The sequence below is a fragment of the Achromobacter sp. CF-sbj1-Ac2-l genome (assembly GCF_052698165.1).
The window spans coordinates 3883009-3897463 of sequence record NZ_CP199855.1; the positions used below are offsets into that span (position 1 = coordinate 3883009).

The 14455-nt window shown below is 68.5% G+C and carries 14 protein-coding genes; 7 read left to right on the forward strand and 7 right to left on the reverse strand.

The window, feature by feature from the left end; all coding sequences use genetic code 11:
- The first annotated feature begins 15 nt into the window (after positions 1-15).
- From ACUDCK_RS17595 to coaBC, 4 genes are all read left to right on the forward strand, one after another.
- A complete protein-coding gene (locus ACUDCK_RS17595) occupies positions 16-981 on the forward strand; it encodes a bifunctional riboflavin kinase/FAD synthetase (protein ID WP_059271438.1) in 966 nt (321 codons plus the stop codon).
- Positions 971-3832: an isoleucine--tRNA ligase gene (gene ileS / locus ACUDCK_RS17600; RefSeq protein WP_175166733.1), complete on the forward strand. Its 2862-nt coding sequence runs from the start codon at positions 971-973 to the stop codon at positions 3830-3832. Before ACUDCK_RS17595 ends, ileS begins: the two co-directional genes overlap by 11 nt.
- A gap of 2 nt (positions 3833-3834) precedes the next feature.
- Positions 3835-4359 (forward strand): signal peptidase II, encoded by a 525-nt coding sequence (lspA, locus tag ACUDCK_RS17605; protein ID WP_054502106.1) that lies wholly within the window; start codon positions 3835-3837, stop codon positions 4357-4359.
- Positions 4360-4515: 156 nt separating this feature from the next.
- Positions 4516-5712, forward strand: a complete 1197-nt coding sequence (gene coaBC, locus ACUDCK_RS17610) for a bifunctional phosphopantothenoylcysteine decarboxylase/phosphopantothenate--cysteine ligase CoaBC (RefSeq protein ID WP_054502105.1) — start codon at positions 4516-4518, stop codon at positions 5710-5712.
- Positions 5713-5816: 104 nt separating this feature from the next.
- Here the strand turns inward: coaBC and ACUDCK_RS17615 are convergent, their stop codons facing one another.
- From ACUDCK_RS17615 to ACUDCK_RS17640, 6 genes are all read right to left on the reverse strand, one after another.
- A complete protein-coding gene (locus ACUDCK_RS17615) occupies positions 5817-6806 on the reverse strand; it encodes a Bug family tripartite tricarboxylate transporter substrate binding protein (protein WP_054502104.1) in 990 nt (329 codons plus the stop codon).
- 12 nt (positions 6807-6818) lie between these two features.
- Positions 6819-7508 carry an AroM family protein gene (locus tag ACUDCK_RS17620; protein WP_054502103.1) on the reverse strand — a complete coding sequence of 230 codons (690 nt, stop codon included), beginning with the start codon at positions 7506-7508 and terminating at the stop codon, positions 6819-6821.
- On the reverse strand, positions 7505-8434 hold the full coding sequence (locus ACUDCK_RS17625; protein WP_175142854.1) for a DUF1177 domain-containing protein: 930 nt from the start codon (positions 8432-8434) through the stop codon (positions 7505-7507). Before ACUDCK_RS17625 ends, ACUDCK_RS17620 begins: the two co-directional genes overlap by 4 nt.
- Positions 8431-9135 (reverse strand): dipeptidase PepE, encoded by a 705-nt coding sequence (gene pepE, locus ACUDCK_RS17630; protein WP_175166732.1) that lies wholly within the window; start codon positions 9133-9135, stop codon positions 8431-8433. Before pepE ends, ACUDCK_RS17625 begins: the two co-directional genes overlap by 4 nt.
- A 75-nt stretch (positions 9136-9210) precedes the next feature.
- Positions 9211-9978, reverse strand: coding sequence for an IclR family transcriptional regulator (locus ACUDCK_RS17635; protein ID WP_054502100.1), 768 nt, complete (start codon positions 9976-9978; stop codon positions 9211-9213).
- A 168-nt stretch (positions 9979-10146) separates the two neighbouring features.
- Complete coding sequence (locus tag ACUDCK_RS17640) at positions 10147-11187, reverse strand: metal-dependent hydrolase (protein WP_064526390.1); 1041 nt, start codon at positions 11185-11187, stop codon at positions 10147-10149.
- A gap of 103 nt (positions 11188-11290) precedes the next feature.
- On the opposite strand from ACUDCK_RS17640, the gene ACUDCK_RS17645 reads away from it, so the two are divergent.
- The 3 genes from ACUDCK_RS17645 to ACUDCK_RS17655 all read left to right on the forward strand — a co-directional run bounded on the left by ACUDCK_RS17645 (position 11291) and on the right by ACUDCK_RS17655 (position 13222).
- Entirely contained in the window at positions 11291-11929 is a 639-nt protein-coding gene (locus tag ACUDCK_RS17645) for a DedA family protein (protein ID WP_054502098.1), read from the forward strand.
- An 11-nt stretch (positions 11930-11940) separates the two neighbouring features.
- On the forward strand, positions 11941-12477 hold the full coding sequence (locus tag ACUDCK_RS17650) for a hypothetical protein (protein ID WP_116791356.1): 537 nt from the start codon (positions 11941-11943) through the stop codon (positions 12475-12477).
- Positions 12478-12595: 118 nt separating this feature from the next.
- Entirely contained in the window at positions 12596-13222 is a 627-nt protein-coding gene (locus ACUDCK_RS17655) for a dUTPase (protein ID WP_175142913.1), read from the forward strand.
- Between the two features lie 67 nt (positions 13223-13289).
- On the opposite strand, the gene ACUDCK_RS17660 is transcribed toward ACUDCK_RS17655, so the two are convergent.
- Positions 13290-14402 carry an NADH:flavin oxidoreductase/NADH oxidase gene (locus ACUDCK_RS17660; protein ID WP_054502095.1) on the reverse strand — a complete coding sequence of 371 codons (1113 nt, stop codon included), beginning with the start codon at positions 14400-14402 and terminating at the stop codon, positions 13290-13292.
- Positions 14403-14455 lie beyond the last annotated feature (53 nt).

Here is a 14455-nt window from a genome sequence, read left to right on the forward strand (position 1 = left end):
TGTAAACTCTCGCTCGTGAAACCACCGCTGCGCATCCACCGATCCCTTCCGCCGCCCGCCCAGCGCGCTCCCAGCGCGCTGACCATCGGCAATTTCGACGGCGTCCACCGAGGACACCAGGCCATGCTGGCGCGCGTCTGCCAGGTCGCGCGCGACCGCGGCCTGACGCCCGCCGTGATGACCTTCGAGCCGCACCCGCGCGAGTACTTCGCCACGCTGAACCAGCGTCCCGAGCTGGCGCCCACCCGCATTTCCGGGCTGCGCGACAAGCTGGCGGCGCTGGCCCGCTATGGCGTATCCCAGGTCGTGGTAGAGCGCTTCAACGCCCGCCTGGCCGAAATGTCGGCCAACGCCTTCATCGAGAACCTGCTGGTGCGGGGGATGGATACCAAGTGGCTGCTGGTGGGCGAGGACTTCCGCTTCGGCCACAAGCGCAGCGGCGACATCGACCTGCTGCGCGAAGCCGGGCTGCGCCATGGCTTCGAGGTGCAGACCCTGGCCGACGTCACCGACCGCCACGGCCACCGCATTTCCAGCTCGGAAGTGCGCACCGCCCTGGCCGTGGGCGACCTGGACCGGGCCCGCCACCTCCTGGGCCACCCCTTCCATATCAGCGGTCACGTGATCCACGGCCAGAAGCTGGGCCGCACCCTGGGCTATCCGACCATGAACCTGCGGGTGGCCGAGCGCTGCGCGGCCCGCTCCGGCATCTACGTGGTACAGGTGTATGGCCTGGCCGAGCGCGCCCTGCCGGCAGTGGCCAGCCTGGGCGTGCGCCCGACCGTCGAGGACCGCGGCCGCGTGCTGCTGGAAGCGCACCTGCTCGACGAGACCGTCAACGCATACGGTAAACTCGTGCGTGTCGAATTCCTGCAAAAGCTGCGGGACGAAGAAAAATTTCCTGATCTCCCTTCCCTGACTGCCGCCATCGCCGAAGACGCGCGAAACGCGCGCGCCTATTTTGCCGTTCATGGACTATAAAAAGACCCTCAACCTGCCCGATACCCCCTTCCCCATGCGGGGCGACCTCGCCAAGCGCGAGCCCGCCTGGATTGCGCAGTGGGAGGAAAACCACGTCTACCAGGCGATCCGCGCCGCCAGCCGCGGCCGTCCGCGCTTCGTGCTGCACGACGGCCCGCCCTACGCCAACGGCGACATCCACATCGGCCACGCGGTCAACAAGATCCTGAAGGACATCATCGTCAAGAGCCGCAACATGGCCGGCTACGACGCGCACTACGTGCCGGGCTGGGATTGCCACGGCATGCCGATCGAGATCCAGATCGAGAAGAAATACGGCAAGCACCTGCCCGTGGCCGAGGTGCAGTCCAAGGCCCGCGCCTACGCGCTCGAGCAGATCGACCGCCAGCGCAAGGACTTCAAGCGCCTGGGCGTGCTGGGCGAGTGGGATCGTCCCTACATGACGATGAACTTCAGCAATGAAGCCGACGAGATCCGCGCCCTGGGCCGCATCCTGGACAAGGGCTACGTGTTCCGCGGCCTCAAGCCCGTGAACTGGTGTTTCGACTGTGGCTCGGCGCTGGCCGAGGCCGAGGTCGAATACGCCGACCGCGTCGACCCGGCGGTGGACGTGGCCTTCCCGTTCGACGAGCACGACAAGCTGGCCAAGGCCTTCGGCCTGGACAAGGTCGACGACGGCGCCATCGTCATCTGGACCACCACGCCCTGGACCATCCCGTCCAACCAGGCGCTGAACCTGCACCCCGAAATCGAATACGCGCTGGTGCGCGTGTCGCCCGCGCCCAAGTTCGGCCCGCTGCTGCTGATCGCGCGCGAGCGCGTCGAAGCCTGCCTGAAGGCCTGGAACCTGGAAGGCGAAGTCATCGCCACCACCCCGGGCGCGGCGCTGTCGGGCATCGAGTTCCGCCATCCGCTGGCGCAGTTCGAAGCCGCCTACGACCGCAAGGCCCCGATCTACCTGGGCGACTACGTCACGGCCGACTCCGGCACCGGCGTGGTGCACTCGGCCCCCGCCTACGGTATCGAGGACTTCATCTCGTGCAAGGAGCACGGCATGAAGGACACCGACTTCATCAGCCCGGTCATGGGCGACGGCAAGTACGTCGACAGCCTGGCGCTGTTCGGCGGCCTGTCGATCTGGGACGCCAACCCCAAGATCGTCGAGGCCCTGAAGGAAGCCGGCGCGCTGATGCACGTCGAAAAGCACAAGCACAGCTACATGCACTGCTGGCGCCACAAGACGCCTATCATCTACCGCGCCACCAGCCAATGGTTCGCCGGCATGGACATCAAGCCGAAGAACGGCGGCCCGACCCTGCGCGAATCGGCGCTGGCCGGCATCGACGCCACTGCCTTCTATCCGGCCTGGGGCCGCGCCCGCCTGCACGCCATGATCGCCAACCGTCCGGACTGGACGCTGTCGCGCCAGCGCCAGTGGGGCACGCCGATGGCCTTCTTCGTGCACAAGGAAACCGGCGCGCTGCATCCGCGCACCTCCGAATTGCTGGAACAGGTCGCGCAACGCGTCGAGCAAGGCGGCATCGAGGCCTGGCAGACGCTGGACCCGCGCGAGCTGCTGGGCGACGAAGCCGACCAATACGAAAAGAACCGCGACACGCTGGACGTGTGGTTCGACTCGGGCAGCACCCACGCCACCGTGCTGGGCGGCAAGGACGGCGATTTCGCCGGCTCGCACGGCGCCGAACTGGGCTGGCCCGCCGACCTCTACCTGGAAGGCTCCGACCAGCACCGCGGCTGGTTCCATTCCTCGCTGCTGACTGGCTGCATGCTGTATGGCCAGCCGCCCTACAAGGCCCTGCTGACGCACGGCTTCGTGGTGGACGGCCAGGGCCGCAAGATGAGCAAGTCGGTCGGCAACGTGATCGCGCCGCAAAAGGTGTCCGATTCGCTGGGCGCCGAGATCCTGCGCCTGTGGGTCGCCTCCACCGACTACTCGGGCGAGCTGTCGATCTCCGACGAAATCCTCAAGCGCGTGGTCGAAGGCTACCGCCGTATCCGCAACACGCTGCGCTTCCTGCTGGCCAACCTGGCCGACTTCGACGCCGTGTCGCAGTCCGTGCCCTACGGCGAGCTGTTCGAGATCGACCGCTATGCGCTGGCCATGACGGCGCAGATGCAGGCCGAGGTGCAGGGCCACTACGAACGCTACGACTTCCACCCGGCGGTTTCGCGCCTGCAGACGTTCTGCTCGGAAGACCTGGGCGCGTTCTACCTGGATATCCTGAAAGACCGCCTGTACACCTCGAAGGTGGACAGCGTGGCCCGCCGCTCGGCCCAGACCGCGCTGCTGGACATCACCCAGACGCTGCTCAAGCTGATGGCGCCGATCCTGTCGTTCACGGCCGAAGAAGCCTGGAAGGAACTGGTCGGCTCGGCCCTGAAGCACCAGGCCGACGCCGCCCGCGTCACCATCTTCACCGAGGTCTACCACGCGCTGCCGCCGTTCGCGGACGCCGAGGCCCTGTCGGCCAAGTGGACGCGCCTGCGCGCCATCCGCGCCGAGGTCCAGCGCAAGCTGGAAGAAGTGCGCACGGCCGGCGACATCGGTTCGTCGCTGCAGGCCGAGGTCGACCTGTACGCCAGCGGCGAAGACCAGCAATTGCTGGCCAGCCTGGGCGACGACCTGCGCTTCGTGCTGATCGTCTCGCGGGCCGCCGTGCACGCAGGCGAAGGCGAGACGCGCATCGAGGTCACGCCGTCCAAGCACAAGAAATGCGAGCGCTGCTGGCACTGGCGCCTGGACGTAGGCCAGGATCCGGATCACCCCGAGATCTGCGGCCGCTGCGTGTCCAACCTGTTCGGCTCGGGCGAAGCCCGCGACAAGGCCTGAGCATGGCCGGCCCTCAAGGCACGGCCACCGGGGCATCCGCCGGCGCGCCCCCCGCAAGGGTGGGCCGCTGGCTGGGCATCGCGCTGGCCATCGTCGTGCTGGACCAACTGACCAAGGTGTACTTCAACACCTCATACCAGTATGGCGAGCGCCTGAACCTGCTGCCGTTCTTCGACTTCACGCTGCTGTATAACCGCGGCGCGGCATTCAGCTTCCTGGCATCCGAGGAAGGCTGGCAGCGCTGGCTGTTCACGGCGCTGGGCCTCGTCGCCGCCGTGGTCATCACCGTGATCCTGCGCCGCACCCGCGGCCAGCCGCGCTTCTGCCTGGCGCTGGCGATGATCCTGGGCGGCGCCATCGGCAACGTGATCGACCGGGTGGTGTATGGCCACGTGGTGGACTTCCTGCTGTTCTATTGGCGCGACTGGTACTATCCCGCCTTCAATGTGGCGGACGTGGGGATCACCTGCGGCGCGGTACTGCTGGTGCTGGACGAGCTGCTGCGGGCCCGCAAGCCGCGCGCCTGACGCCCTCCCCCGCCCCCCTTCGAAACCCGGCCCCCGGCCGGGTTTTTTCCTGTTTGAGCCCCCCTGCACGCATGGCGAACGGCGCGATGCGGCAATGCGGAATAAAATCACTGTCCGTTCCCTGATTCGACGGCATCCAAACGCCGTCCGACGCCCATGCTCGACCTCGCCCGCAAACGCATCGTCCTCGGCCTGACCGGTGGCATCGCCTGCTACAAAATCGCCGAGCTGGTGCGGCGCATGACCGAACAAGGCGCCGTCGTCGACGTAGTGATGACCGAGGCGGCCACGCACTTCATCACGCCGGTGACCATGCAGGCCCTGTCCGGCCGTCCGGTGTTCGTCGATGCCTGGGACCCGCGGGTGCCCAACAACATGGCGCACATCGACCTGACGCGCGGCGCCGACGCCGTGCTGATCGCGCCGGCCAGCACCGACTTCATGGCCAAGCTGGCGCACGGCATGGCCGACGACCTGCTGTCGACGCTGTGCGTGGCGCGCGCCTGCCCGCTGCTCGTCGCGCCCGCCATGAACCGCGAGATGTGGGCCAACCCGGCGACCCAGCGCAACGTGGCGCAACTGCGCGCCGACGGCATCAGCATCCTGGGCCCGGCCGCCGGCGAACAGGCCTGTGGCGAGACCGGCGACGGGCGCATGCTCGAAGCCCATGAAATCCTTGCTGACCTGATCGCCTTCTTCCAGCCCAAGCTGCTGGCCGGCCGTCACGTGCTGCTGACCGCCGGCCCCACCTCCGAGCCGGTCGATCCGGTGCGCGTGCTGAGCAACCGCTCGTCGGGCAAGACCGGCTACGCCCTGGCCCGCGCCGCGCGCGAAGCCGGCGCCCGCGTCACGCTGATCACCGGCGCCACCGCCCTGCCCGTGCCGCGCGGCGTCACCGCCCTGTCGGTGATGACGGCGCGCCAGATGCACGACGCCGTGATGGCCAGCGCCGCCGACGCCGACATCTTCATCGCCGTGGCCGCCGTGGCCGACTGGCGCGTCAAGAACGTCAGCAACCAGAAGCTGAAGAAGACCAGCGAAGGCGGCGGCGCGCCGCAGATGGAGTTCGAGCCCAACCCCGACATCCTGGCCGAAGTGGCCAAACTGAAGGACGGGCCGTGGTGCGTGGGTTTTGCGGCAGAGACCGAAAAGCTGGCCGAGCACGCCGAGGCCAAGCGCCAGCGCAAGGGCATTCCGCTGCTGGTGGGCAACCTGGCGCACAAGGTGATGGACGCCGACACCACCGAACTGGTGCTGTTCGACGCGCAGGGCGCGCACCCGCTGCCGGCCGCCGACAAGCTGGACGCCGCGCGCCGCCTGATCGCCGAGATCGCGGCGCGGCTGCCGGACTGATCCCGCCCGTCCGCGAGACCCAACAAAAACGCCAGACGCGAGTCTGGCGTTTTTGTTTGCGGCGCGCGCCGCGCCTGCTGGCAACGGCGGACGCGACAGCCTGCTTATTGCTCCAGGCTGATGTTGGCGGCGCGCACGATGTCGGCCCACTGCTTGCGGTCGTTCTCCAGGAACCGGCCGAACTGCTCGGGCGTCATGCCGGTGACCGGTTCCGAACCCAGGCCGGCCATCTTCTCCTTCACGGCGGGCTGCTTGAGCACGTCCTGCAGCGCCGCGTAGTAGGCGGCCAGCACGTCGGCCGGCAGCCCGGCCGGCGCGAACACGCCCTGCCAGGTCGGCATGTCGAAGCCCTTCAGGCCCTGCTCGTCCAGCGTGGGCACGTCGGGCAGTTGCGGCGAGCGCTTGAGCGAGGCCACGCCGATGGCCTTGACCTTGCCCTGCAGCGCCAGCGGCGCGGCGGTGGAGATGTTGTCCATCGTCATCGCGATATGGCCGCCCAGCAGGTCGGTGATGACCGGCGCGGCGCCACGGTAGGCCGCGTGGGGCACCTTCACGCCCAGCTTGTACAGCATGGTCTCGGCGATCAGGTGGTTGGAGATGCCCACGCCGGCGGTGCCGTAGGTGGCGGTCGGCGTCTTCTGGAAGTAGTCCTTCAGTTCGGCCAGGTTGTTGGCCGGCACGTCCTTGTTGACGATGACCACGTTGGGCTGCACCGCCGCCAGCGTAATGGGCGTGAAGTCGGTCGGCTTGTAGCTGGTGCCCTTGGCGTTGAGCACGTGGGTGATGGCCATGGAGCCGGCCGCCGCGATGCCGATGGTGTAGCCGTCGGGCTGCGATTGCGACAGGCGGTACGCCATGATGTTGCCGCCGGCGCCCGCCAGGTTCTCGACCACCACCGTCTGGCCCAGGCGCTGCGACAGCGGCTCGGCCAGCAGGCGCGCCAGCGTGTCGGCGGAACCGCCGGGCGCGAAACCGACCAGGAGGCGCACCGGCTTGGTCGGCTTCCAGGCGTCCGCGGCCAGGACCGGCGCGGCCGACATGGCGCCGACGACGAACAGTGCGCCCACGGCGCGTTGCAAACTACGGCTGAACATGAAGAGGATCCCTTATTCCAGAATTTGCGCAAGCATCTGCGCCACAACACGATTCGACAGCAGCACCGGGCGACCCGATGCCTGCGCCACCGCCTGGCGCATGCGTTCGGCGTAGCCCATGCAATGCATGACGATGAAATCGCAGTCAGCCAATGCGCGGCCGGCCTGCGTGAAATTGGCGGCCGCGCGCGCCGCGTCCGTTTCGTAGGGCGAGGCATGCACCACCGTCGCCGGGCATTCCAGCGGCACGGCCATGTGGAACGCATCGACCTGGGCTTCCAGCGGCACCACCAGCCCGACATGGCGACCGTGCTGCGACAGGCCCGCGACCAGGTGGTCCACCACCTGCTGCGGCTCGACCACCAGCGTGCGCATCGGCGCGATCGCAGTGCCCGTGCATAACGGCACCAGCAGGTCGTAGCCGGCAGCGTCGACCTGACGCATCACCTGCGCCAGGCGGGCCTCGGCGGCGGCCGCGTCCAGTTCGATCTGGCTGCCGTCGCGCATGCGCGTGGCGAAGCGGTATTCGCCCGGACGCGGCGCCAGCGCGGCCAGCGCCGCGGCGTCCAAGCCGTCGAGCGCGCCGAATTCGTCGATGCGCACGTGCTCGCCCAGCAAGGGAGCCATCTCGGGCACCACGTCGCTGCGCGGCGACTGGCCGATGGTGAAGAACGCCACGCGACGCGGCTTGGGCGCGCTCATTGCGCGCCCCCGGGTTCCCGGCCGGTGGTCTGCAGGTGCGCCATCGAGCCGTAGCGGGCCTGCAGCGCGCGCCATTCGGCGTCGTCGAAGAAAGTCAGCGCGCCCTGCCCGAACAGCTTGGCGATCTCGATGCAGAAGCGCATGGCGACGTCGGCGTCGACCGCGTTGGTGACGCCGGTGGCGCAGCCCGGCACGGCGGTCTGCGCGGTCAGCGCCACGCCCACTACCGGCGCGTCGGTGACGATGGCCGGCTGCATCAGCGAATTGACGTGCCACAGGCCGTTCTCGTAGGGCGTGATGTCCTGTGTGGTCAACGGCAGCGTCAGGGGCAACTGGCCGCTGACCCAGCCGATCACGTCCAGCATGGTTTCGGGAATGCGCAGCAGGTAACCCTGCTTGGCCACCGGCGTGAGGGCCACGCCGCGCTGGTTCACCAGGCGGTTGCCGCGGGTGGTGTCGACCGACAGGATCGCGTCCATGCGCGGATCGACTTCGTGCGACATCATCTCGCGCATCGGGAACGGCGAGCGCATCATCGGCACCGGGTGGTGCGGACGGGTGCCGGCGCGCGGGCAGATGTGGGTGCGGATGCGCACGGTGCCGGGCAGCACGTCGCCCTGGCGCGCCATGGCCATCAGCTTGAGCGCGGTGGCCACGGCGACCACGGCGCCATCGCTGTCGGACACCAGGCCGGTGACGGCCGGACGCGCGCCGATGCCGCCCAGGCGGCCGACGATGCCCAGTTGCGGCGCGTTGGCGTCGGAACCCGGGATGACAATGGAGAGAAAGTCGGTGGCCAGGCCGTCGCGCTCGAGCCGAGTGACTTCGACTTCGCACTGGCCCGCCTCGCGCAGGACCTGCGCCACCGCTTCGCCCGTGACATGCGCCGAGGACAGCAGCTCGATAGTGTCGATGACCTGTTTCATGCCGGGATCTCCACCACCCCGGGCTGGAACACGCGCGGCTCGTTGCCGCCCAGGAACAGCGGCGCATCGTGCGGACCGACCAGCGTGATGGCGGCGCCGCGCACGCGCAGCGCGGCGCCTTCGGGCAGGCCCAGCACCGGCATCGTCGGGTTCAGCGTGCAGAACTCAGCCAGGCGCTGCGCGCGGGTCTCGCCGCGGTGGCCGGGAGGATGGGCGTTGGTGTAGTGCGGATTGATCTGGAAGGACAGCAGGCCGAGCGCGTCGAAGCCCGCGGGATCGGTGATCGGCATGTCGTTGGTGGTGCAGATGCTGGGGCAGGCCAGGTTGGAGCCGGCGCTCCAGCCCAGGTAGGCGGCGCCTTCGCGCACGCGGCGCGCCACCACGCTCAACAGGCCCAGGCGGCGCAGCTCGCCAAGCAGATTGAAGGTGTTGCCGCCGCCGACGATGATGACCGCGGCCCTTTCCAGCGCGGCCACCGGATCGGCGGCGCGGTGCAGCGGCTCGATGTCCAGGCCGGTGTCGGCCAGCGCCGTCACCACCATCGCGGTGTAGTCGTCCCAGTTGCGGGTGACGCCTGCGTACGGCACGAACACCGCCGGCGCGCCGGCTGGCAGCGTGGCGATCAGTTCGCGGATGTCGGGCAAGGCGTGCACCAGGTAGCCGGCGTCGCTGCTGGAATTGCTGAGGAGCAGAAGGTTCATGTGCAAAGTTCCGTGGAGTCGTTGGGTCGGAGCGCCGCATGCGGGCGGCCAGATAGCGGGAATCGGTAACAGGGATCAGTCCAGCCAGTAGGGGTCGTTCAGTTCGCGCCCCAACGCGGCGACCTGCTGTGTCAGGGCGTCGCGCAACGCGGCGACGCGGGCGGCATCGACCTGGAACGACACAAAGGACAGGCACAGGCCGCGCAATTCACCGCTGGACGGATCGCGCACCGCCGCCGCCACGGCGCCGATGCCGGGCATCGCCTGGTCGATGGCAACCCCGTAATGGTCGGCGCGGGTCTGCGCCACGCGCTGCGCCAGTTCGCCGACGGTGGCCGGACAATCCTTGCCTTCCATCGGCAGCGACTGCGTGGGGTCGGCGCCGTAGAGCGCGTCGAACTCGGCCTGGCTCAGGCGCGACAGCAGCGCCCGCCCCATGGCCGTGCCCGAGGCGGCGCGACGCGAGCCGGGCGGCGACAGCACCTGCACCGGGTGCGAGCCGTTCAGGCGCTGCAGCACCACGGTTTCGCGCTGGTTCAAGGTGGACAGGTAGGCGGTCAGGCCGCTGTCCGCCGACAGGCGCGCCAGCACCTTGCGGCAGGCGTCATCCAGCGGGGTAGCGGCCAGGCCGGCGCGCACCGCCTGCGATAGCAGCAGGCCGGGACGATAACGGCGCGAGGCCGCGTCCTGGTCGAGCATGCCGTAGTGCTGCATCTGGTTGAGCAGGCGCGATGCCGTGCTCTTGGGCATGGATAACCGCTGCGCCACGTCGGTGAAGCTGAGCTCCGCAGCGCCCTCCGCATAAAGCGCAAGCACGCGTTGGACGCCGTCGAGAATACTCATCGATGTTCCATAAAACGGAACTACTGTTCCTTAATATCGAACAAGAATAATGCAGGGTCGGACCGCCGGTCAATACGGGGCCCACGCCGGGGCAGCGCCGGAACATGAAAAACCCGCCGGATCGCGGCGGGTCGTATCAGGCGGCGTGGCGAGCCAATGCGGACCGGCTCAGCGCGTGGCGCTCTCCGCCCACTGCGCCAGCGGCAGCGGCGGCTGGGCATGCAGGATGCGGGCCAGCAGCAGCTTGAGCTCGGCCCAGCCGCCCCGCTCGCCCGGCCAACTGGACGGAGTCACCGGCCGCCAGGTGCCATCGGGCGCGCGCTCCGCCATCTTGAAGCGGAAGTTGTAGTGACCGGCCATGCCCATGCGCAAATCGGTCACCACCAGCGCATCGCCCAGCGCGTCATAGCGCAGCCAGTCATCGGTGAACCAGCGCAGTCGCTCGTGCAGCGGCACGCCCGCCAGCGCCTGGCCCAGATCCGGGTGAAGCGGCTGGCGCAGCCATTCCGGCGGCTCGCGGTCGAACCAACTGCTGACGGCCTCGTAGTAATGGCCATCGGGCGTCTTGGCGATAACGCGCCACAGCAGCGTGTTGAGCGGCATGGGAACGGCCCGCAGCTCGGTGACGACGATGCCTCGCGCCTGCATCGCATCGCGCACCCGCTGCTCGGCGGCGATGCGGCCCGCCAGGCCGAACGCCAGGTAGGCCGTGCTGAAGATCAGCGCCCCCGCCAGCAGTCGCCGGGCGTTGCGCGTCATGCCCGCGATGATCGCGTAGACCGCCGCCAGCAACAGCGGCACGGTGTAGACCGGATCGATGATGAAAATCGCCGACCAGCTTTCCGGAATCGACGCCAGCGGCCAGAACAACTGCGTGCCGTAGACGGTGAAGGCGTCCAGCAGTGGATGCGTCACCAATACCAACCACAGTGTCAGGAACAATCGCCTGCCGCTGTAGGGGGCCTGTGGCCAGTATCGGCGTATCAGGCAGGCCAGGAGCAGCGCCAGACCCGTCAGCACGAAGATCGAATGCGAGAAGCCCCGGTGATAGGTCATCAGTGACACCGGGTCCGGGTAACGCATCAACACGTCCAGATCCGGCACCGTGGCCAGCGCCGCGCCGTAGATCAGCGCTCGCCGTCCCTGCACGCGCCCCAGCAGCGCCCCCTGTATGCCCGCGCCCAGCACGGCTTGTGTAACCGAATCCATAGAACTCCGACGATAGCCTTCGGGGGACGCCGCTTTCACGCGGCGCCCACAATGCAGGCGTTAAGATACCGATTGCGTTCAGCTAATTTTCAACTTTTGCCTCATGGACCAATACATCGACAAGATCGGCGTGCTGATCGAGACCAACCAGGCCTGGGCCGGCCCCATCACCTTCCTGCTCACGCTGGGAGAATCGATGGTGCTGCTGGGCCTGTTCATTCCCGCGACCGCGCTGATGCTGCTGACGGGCGGCCTGATCGGGGCCGGCACGCTGGATCCATGGAGCATCATGGCCTGGGGCGTCGCTGGCGCCATCGTCGGCGACGCGCTGTCCTACGGGCTGGGCCGCTGGGCGGGTCCCAGCGTGCTGCGGCGCTGGCCGCTCAAGCAGCAGCGCACCGCCGTCGCCCGCGCCCGGCTGTTCTTCTACCGCTATGGCTTCGCCTCGGTGCTGATCGGCCGCTTCCTGGGACCGATCCGCTCGACCATCCCGACGGTGGCCGGCGTCATGGGCATGGCGCATGGCCGTTTCCAGATGGCCAATGTGCTTTCGGCCATCCTGTGGATGCCGCTGATGCTGGCGCCGGGCTACATCACCGCGCGCAGCCTGGGCGCCGCGGAAAACGCCCAGCAGATCGCCATGATGATCGGCGCGGGTTTCTCGGTGCTGCTAGGATGCGGACTTCTGGTCGCGATGATGCGCAAGCGCCGGCAGCCGGCGCGGATCCGTCGCGGCAATTAGCGGAGAACAGCATGGCTATCGACATGGAGCCAAAGAACGGCGACTTCGCGCGCTACATCGAAAATCTTTCGCGCGCCGGTGGCGCCACGCCTGGACGGGTGCCGAGCAAGGCCGAGACCAAGCGCCAGGCCGCCATGCCGGCGCCGACGTCCTCCCCCGCCCCGGACCAGGGTTCCCTGAACGACCTGACCTGGGGCAAGACAGCCCCGCCGCCGCTGCAATCGCGTCGCGCCGACAGCGTGCCGCCCACCGTCGCGCCCGGCCAGACGGACGCCGAGGCGGTGTCGCTGGCCAAGCGCGCGCGCCAGCGCAAGCAGGGCATTTTCCTGACCATCGCCGGCGCGGTGGCCGGCTGGGCCGCGGTCAACGTCGCCTTCAAGGCGCTGCACGCGCCGCGCTTCGACCTGGACGATTTCATGCCGGCGGTGTTCCTGGGCTTCTTCGCGCTGATGCTGTTCAAGGCCGCCAGCGGCGCCCGCGACCCGCGCAAGCGGCCGCTGGAAAAGCTGCCGCCGCTCAAGACCTCGTCGTACCGCAAGGATGCGTGAGAGGGCGCGGCCGCGGCGGCAATGGTGCTAACATTTCCGCCGCTGTCGAACAGACCCCACGAATACCGGAGTGAAAGTGAATAACGTTGTCGGATTGAACCAGGCCCAGGCGGCCACGATGCTGAAGCTGCAAGGCGACCTGAACAGCATGATCAATCCGGACTGGATCAACGGCGGCGCCCGCTTCCTGCGCGCCGCCTTCGTCGAATCGGCCGAGGCCCTGGAGCATTACGGCTGGAAGTGGTGGAAGAAGCAGACCATCGACCTGCCGCAGGTGCAGATGGAACTGGTCGACATCCTGCATTTCTACCTGTCGCACACCATCGTGCAGGCCAAGGGCGACGTCAACGCCGCCGCCGCCGCGCTGGTGGCCGACCTGGCCGGCCCCGCCTCGATCACGCTGGACGGCAAGAGCTACGCGCTGGCCAGCCTGAACGTGCCCGAACTGCTGGAACTGATCGGCGGCCTGGCGGTGTGCGGCCGCGCCAGCTTCAAGCTGCTCGAGCAGAGCATGAGCGCCTGCGAGATGAGCTGGAACGATGCCTACACCCAGTACGTTTCCAAGAACGTGCTGAACATCTTCCGCCAGCAGCATGGCTACAAGGAAGGCACCTACATCAAGATCTGGAACGGCGAAGAGGACAACGTGGTGCTGGCGCGCCTGCTGTCGCAGCACGACGCCGCCCGCGCCGACTTCGCGGACATCCTGCATCGCGAACTGGAAGCGGCGTATTCGCGCCTGTAAGCGCGCAGCGTCCGCCCATGAAAAACGCCGCGTCACGCGGCGTTTTTCTTTGGACGACGGTCGCGCGCTAGCGCTGGCCGAAGCGCGTCTCGCCGAACAGTTCCTTCAGCTCGCGCGGCTGCGACCGCCAGTACTGGCGCGGCGCGGCGACCTGCCCGCCCAGTTGCGCGGCGGCATGCCAGGGCCAGCGCGGGTCGTACAACATGCCACGCGCCAGCGCCACCATGTCGGCCTGGCCTTGCGCCAGGATGTCCTCGGCCTGTTGCGCCTCGGTGATCAGGCCCACCGTGATGGTGGGCAGGCCGACCGCGCGCTTGAGGGCGTCGGCGAACGGCACCTGGTAGTTCGGCCCGACCGGGATCTTTTGCAGCGGCGACACGCCGCCGCTGGAGACGTCGATGAACTCACAGCCCAATTCCTTGAGCCGCAGCGCGAACGCCTCGGTCTGCGCCGGGTCCCAGCCGCCCTCGACCCAGTCGGTGGCCGACACCCGCACGCCCAGCGCCACCGACGACGGCGTCACCGCGCGCACCGCGCGGAACACTTCCAGCGGAAAGCGCATGCGGTTCTCCAGCGAGCCGCCGTATTCGTCGTCGCGCTGGTTGGCCAGCGGCGACAGGAACTGATGCAGCAGATAGCCGTGGGCCGCGTGCAGCTCGATGGCATCGAAGCCCAGGCGGATGGCGCGGCGGGCGCTGTCGACGAAGGCATCGCGCACGCGCGCCAGGCCGGCGGCGTCAAGCGCGCGCGGCGCCGGCTCGGAGGCATTGTGCGGCAGCGCCGACGGCGCCCAGCCCTGCCAGCCGCCCTGCTCCGGCGGCACCAGTTGGCCGCCCTCCCAGGGCGCATGGCTCGACGCCTTGCGGCCGGCGTGACCAAGCTGGATGCCGAGCTTGATGGGCGAATAGCGGCGCACCGCCTGCACCACGCGGCCCAGCGCGGCCTCGGTCTCGTCGGACCAGAGGCCCAGATCGCCCGGGGAGATGCGGCCGTCGGCCTCGACCGCGGTGGCTTCGGTGAACAGCAGCGCCGCACCCGACAGGGCCAGGTGGCCCAGGTGGATCATGTGCCAATCGGTGGCGCGGCCCTCGTCGGCCGAGTACTCGCACATGGGCGCGATGACGATGCGGTTGGCCAGTTCGACATTGCCGACTGACGTGGGACTGAAAAGATGACTCATGCGTAAGGCTCCGGGCGATGGACGCGGATGCACAGCATAGCGCCGGCATCCGC

Bases quoted from the DNA above. Each gene is read 5' to 3' on its own strand.
- ileS (WP_175166733.1), top strand. From the start codon at position 971: ATGGACTATAAAAAGACCCTCAACCTGCCCGATACCCCCTTCCCCATG.
- ACUDCK_RS17625 (WP_175142854.1), bottom strand. From the start codon at position 8,434: ATGAAACAGGTCATCGACACTATCGAGCTGCTGTCCTCGGCGCATGTC.
- ACUDCK_RS17620 (WP_054502103.1), bottom strand. From the start codon at position 7,508: ATGAGCGCGCCCAAGCCGCGTCGCGTGGCGTTCTTCACCATCGGCCAG.
- ACUDCK_RS17650 (WP_116791356.1), top strand. From the start codon at position 11,941: ATGGCTATCGACATGGAGCCAAAGAACGGCGACTTCGCGCGCTACATC.
- ACUDCK_RS17655 (WP_175142913.1), top strand. From the start codon at position 12,596: ATGCTGAAGCTGCAAGGCGACCTGAACAGCATGATCAATCCGGACTGG.
- coaBC (WP_054502105.1), top strand. From the start codon at position 4,516: ATGCTCGACCTCGCCCGCAAACGCATCGTCCTCGGCCTGACCGGTGGC.
- lspA (WP_054502106.1), top strand. From the start codon at position 3,835: ATGGCCGGCCCTCAAGGCACGGCCACCGGGGCATCCGCCGGCGCGCCC.
- pepE (WP_175166732.1), bottom strand. From the start codon at position 9,135: ATGAACCTTCTGCTCCTCAGCAATTCCAGCAGCGACGCCGGCTACCTG.
- ACUDCK_RS17645 (WP_054502098.1), top strand. From the start codon at position 11,291: ATGGACCAATACATCGACAAGATCGGCGTGCTGATCGAGACCAACCAG.
- ACUDCK_RS17615 (WP_054502104.1), bottom strand. From the start codon at position 6,806: ATGTTCAGCCGTAGTTTGCAACGCGCCGTGGGCGCACTGTTCGTCGTC.
- ACUDCK_RS17660 (WP_054502095.1), bottom strand. From the start codon at position 14,402: ATGAGTCATCTTTTCAGTCCCACGTCAGTCGGCAATGTCGAACTGGCC.
- ACUDCK_RS17635 (WP_054502100.1), bottom strand. From the start codon at position 9,978: ATGAGTATTCTCGACGGCGTCCAACGCGTGCTTGCGCTTTATGCGGAG.
- ACUDCK_RS17640 (WP_064526390.1), bottom strand. From the start codon at position 11,187: ATGGATTCGGTTACACAAGCCGTGCTGGGCGCGGGCATACAGGGGGCG.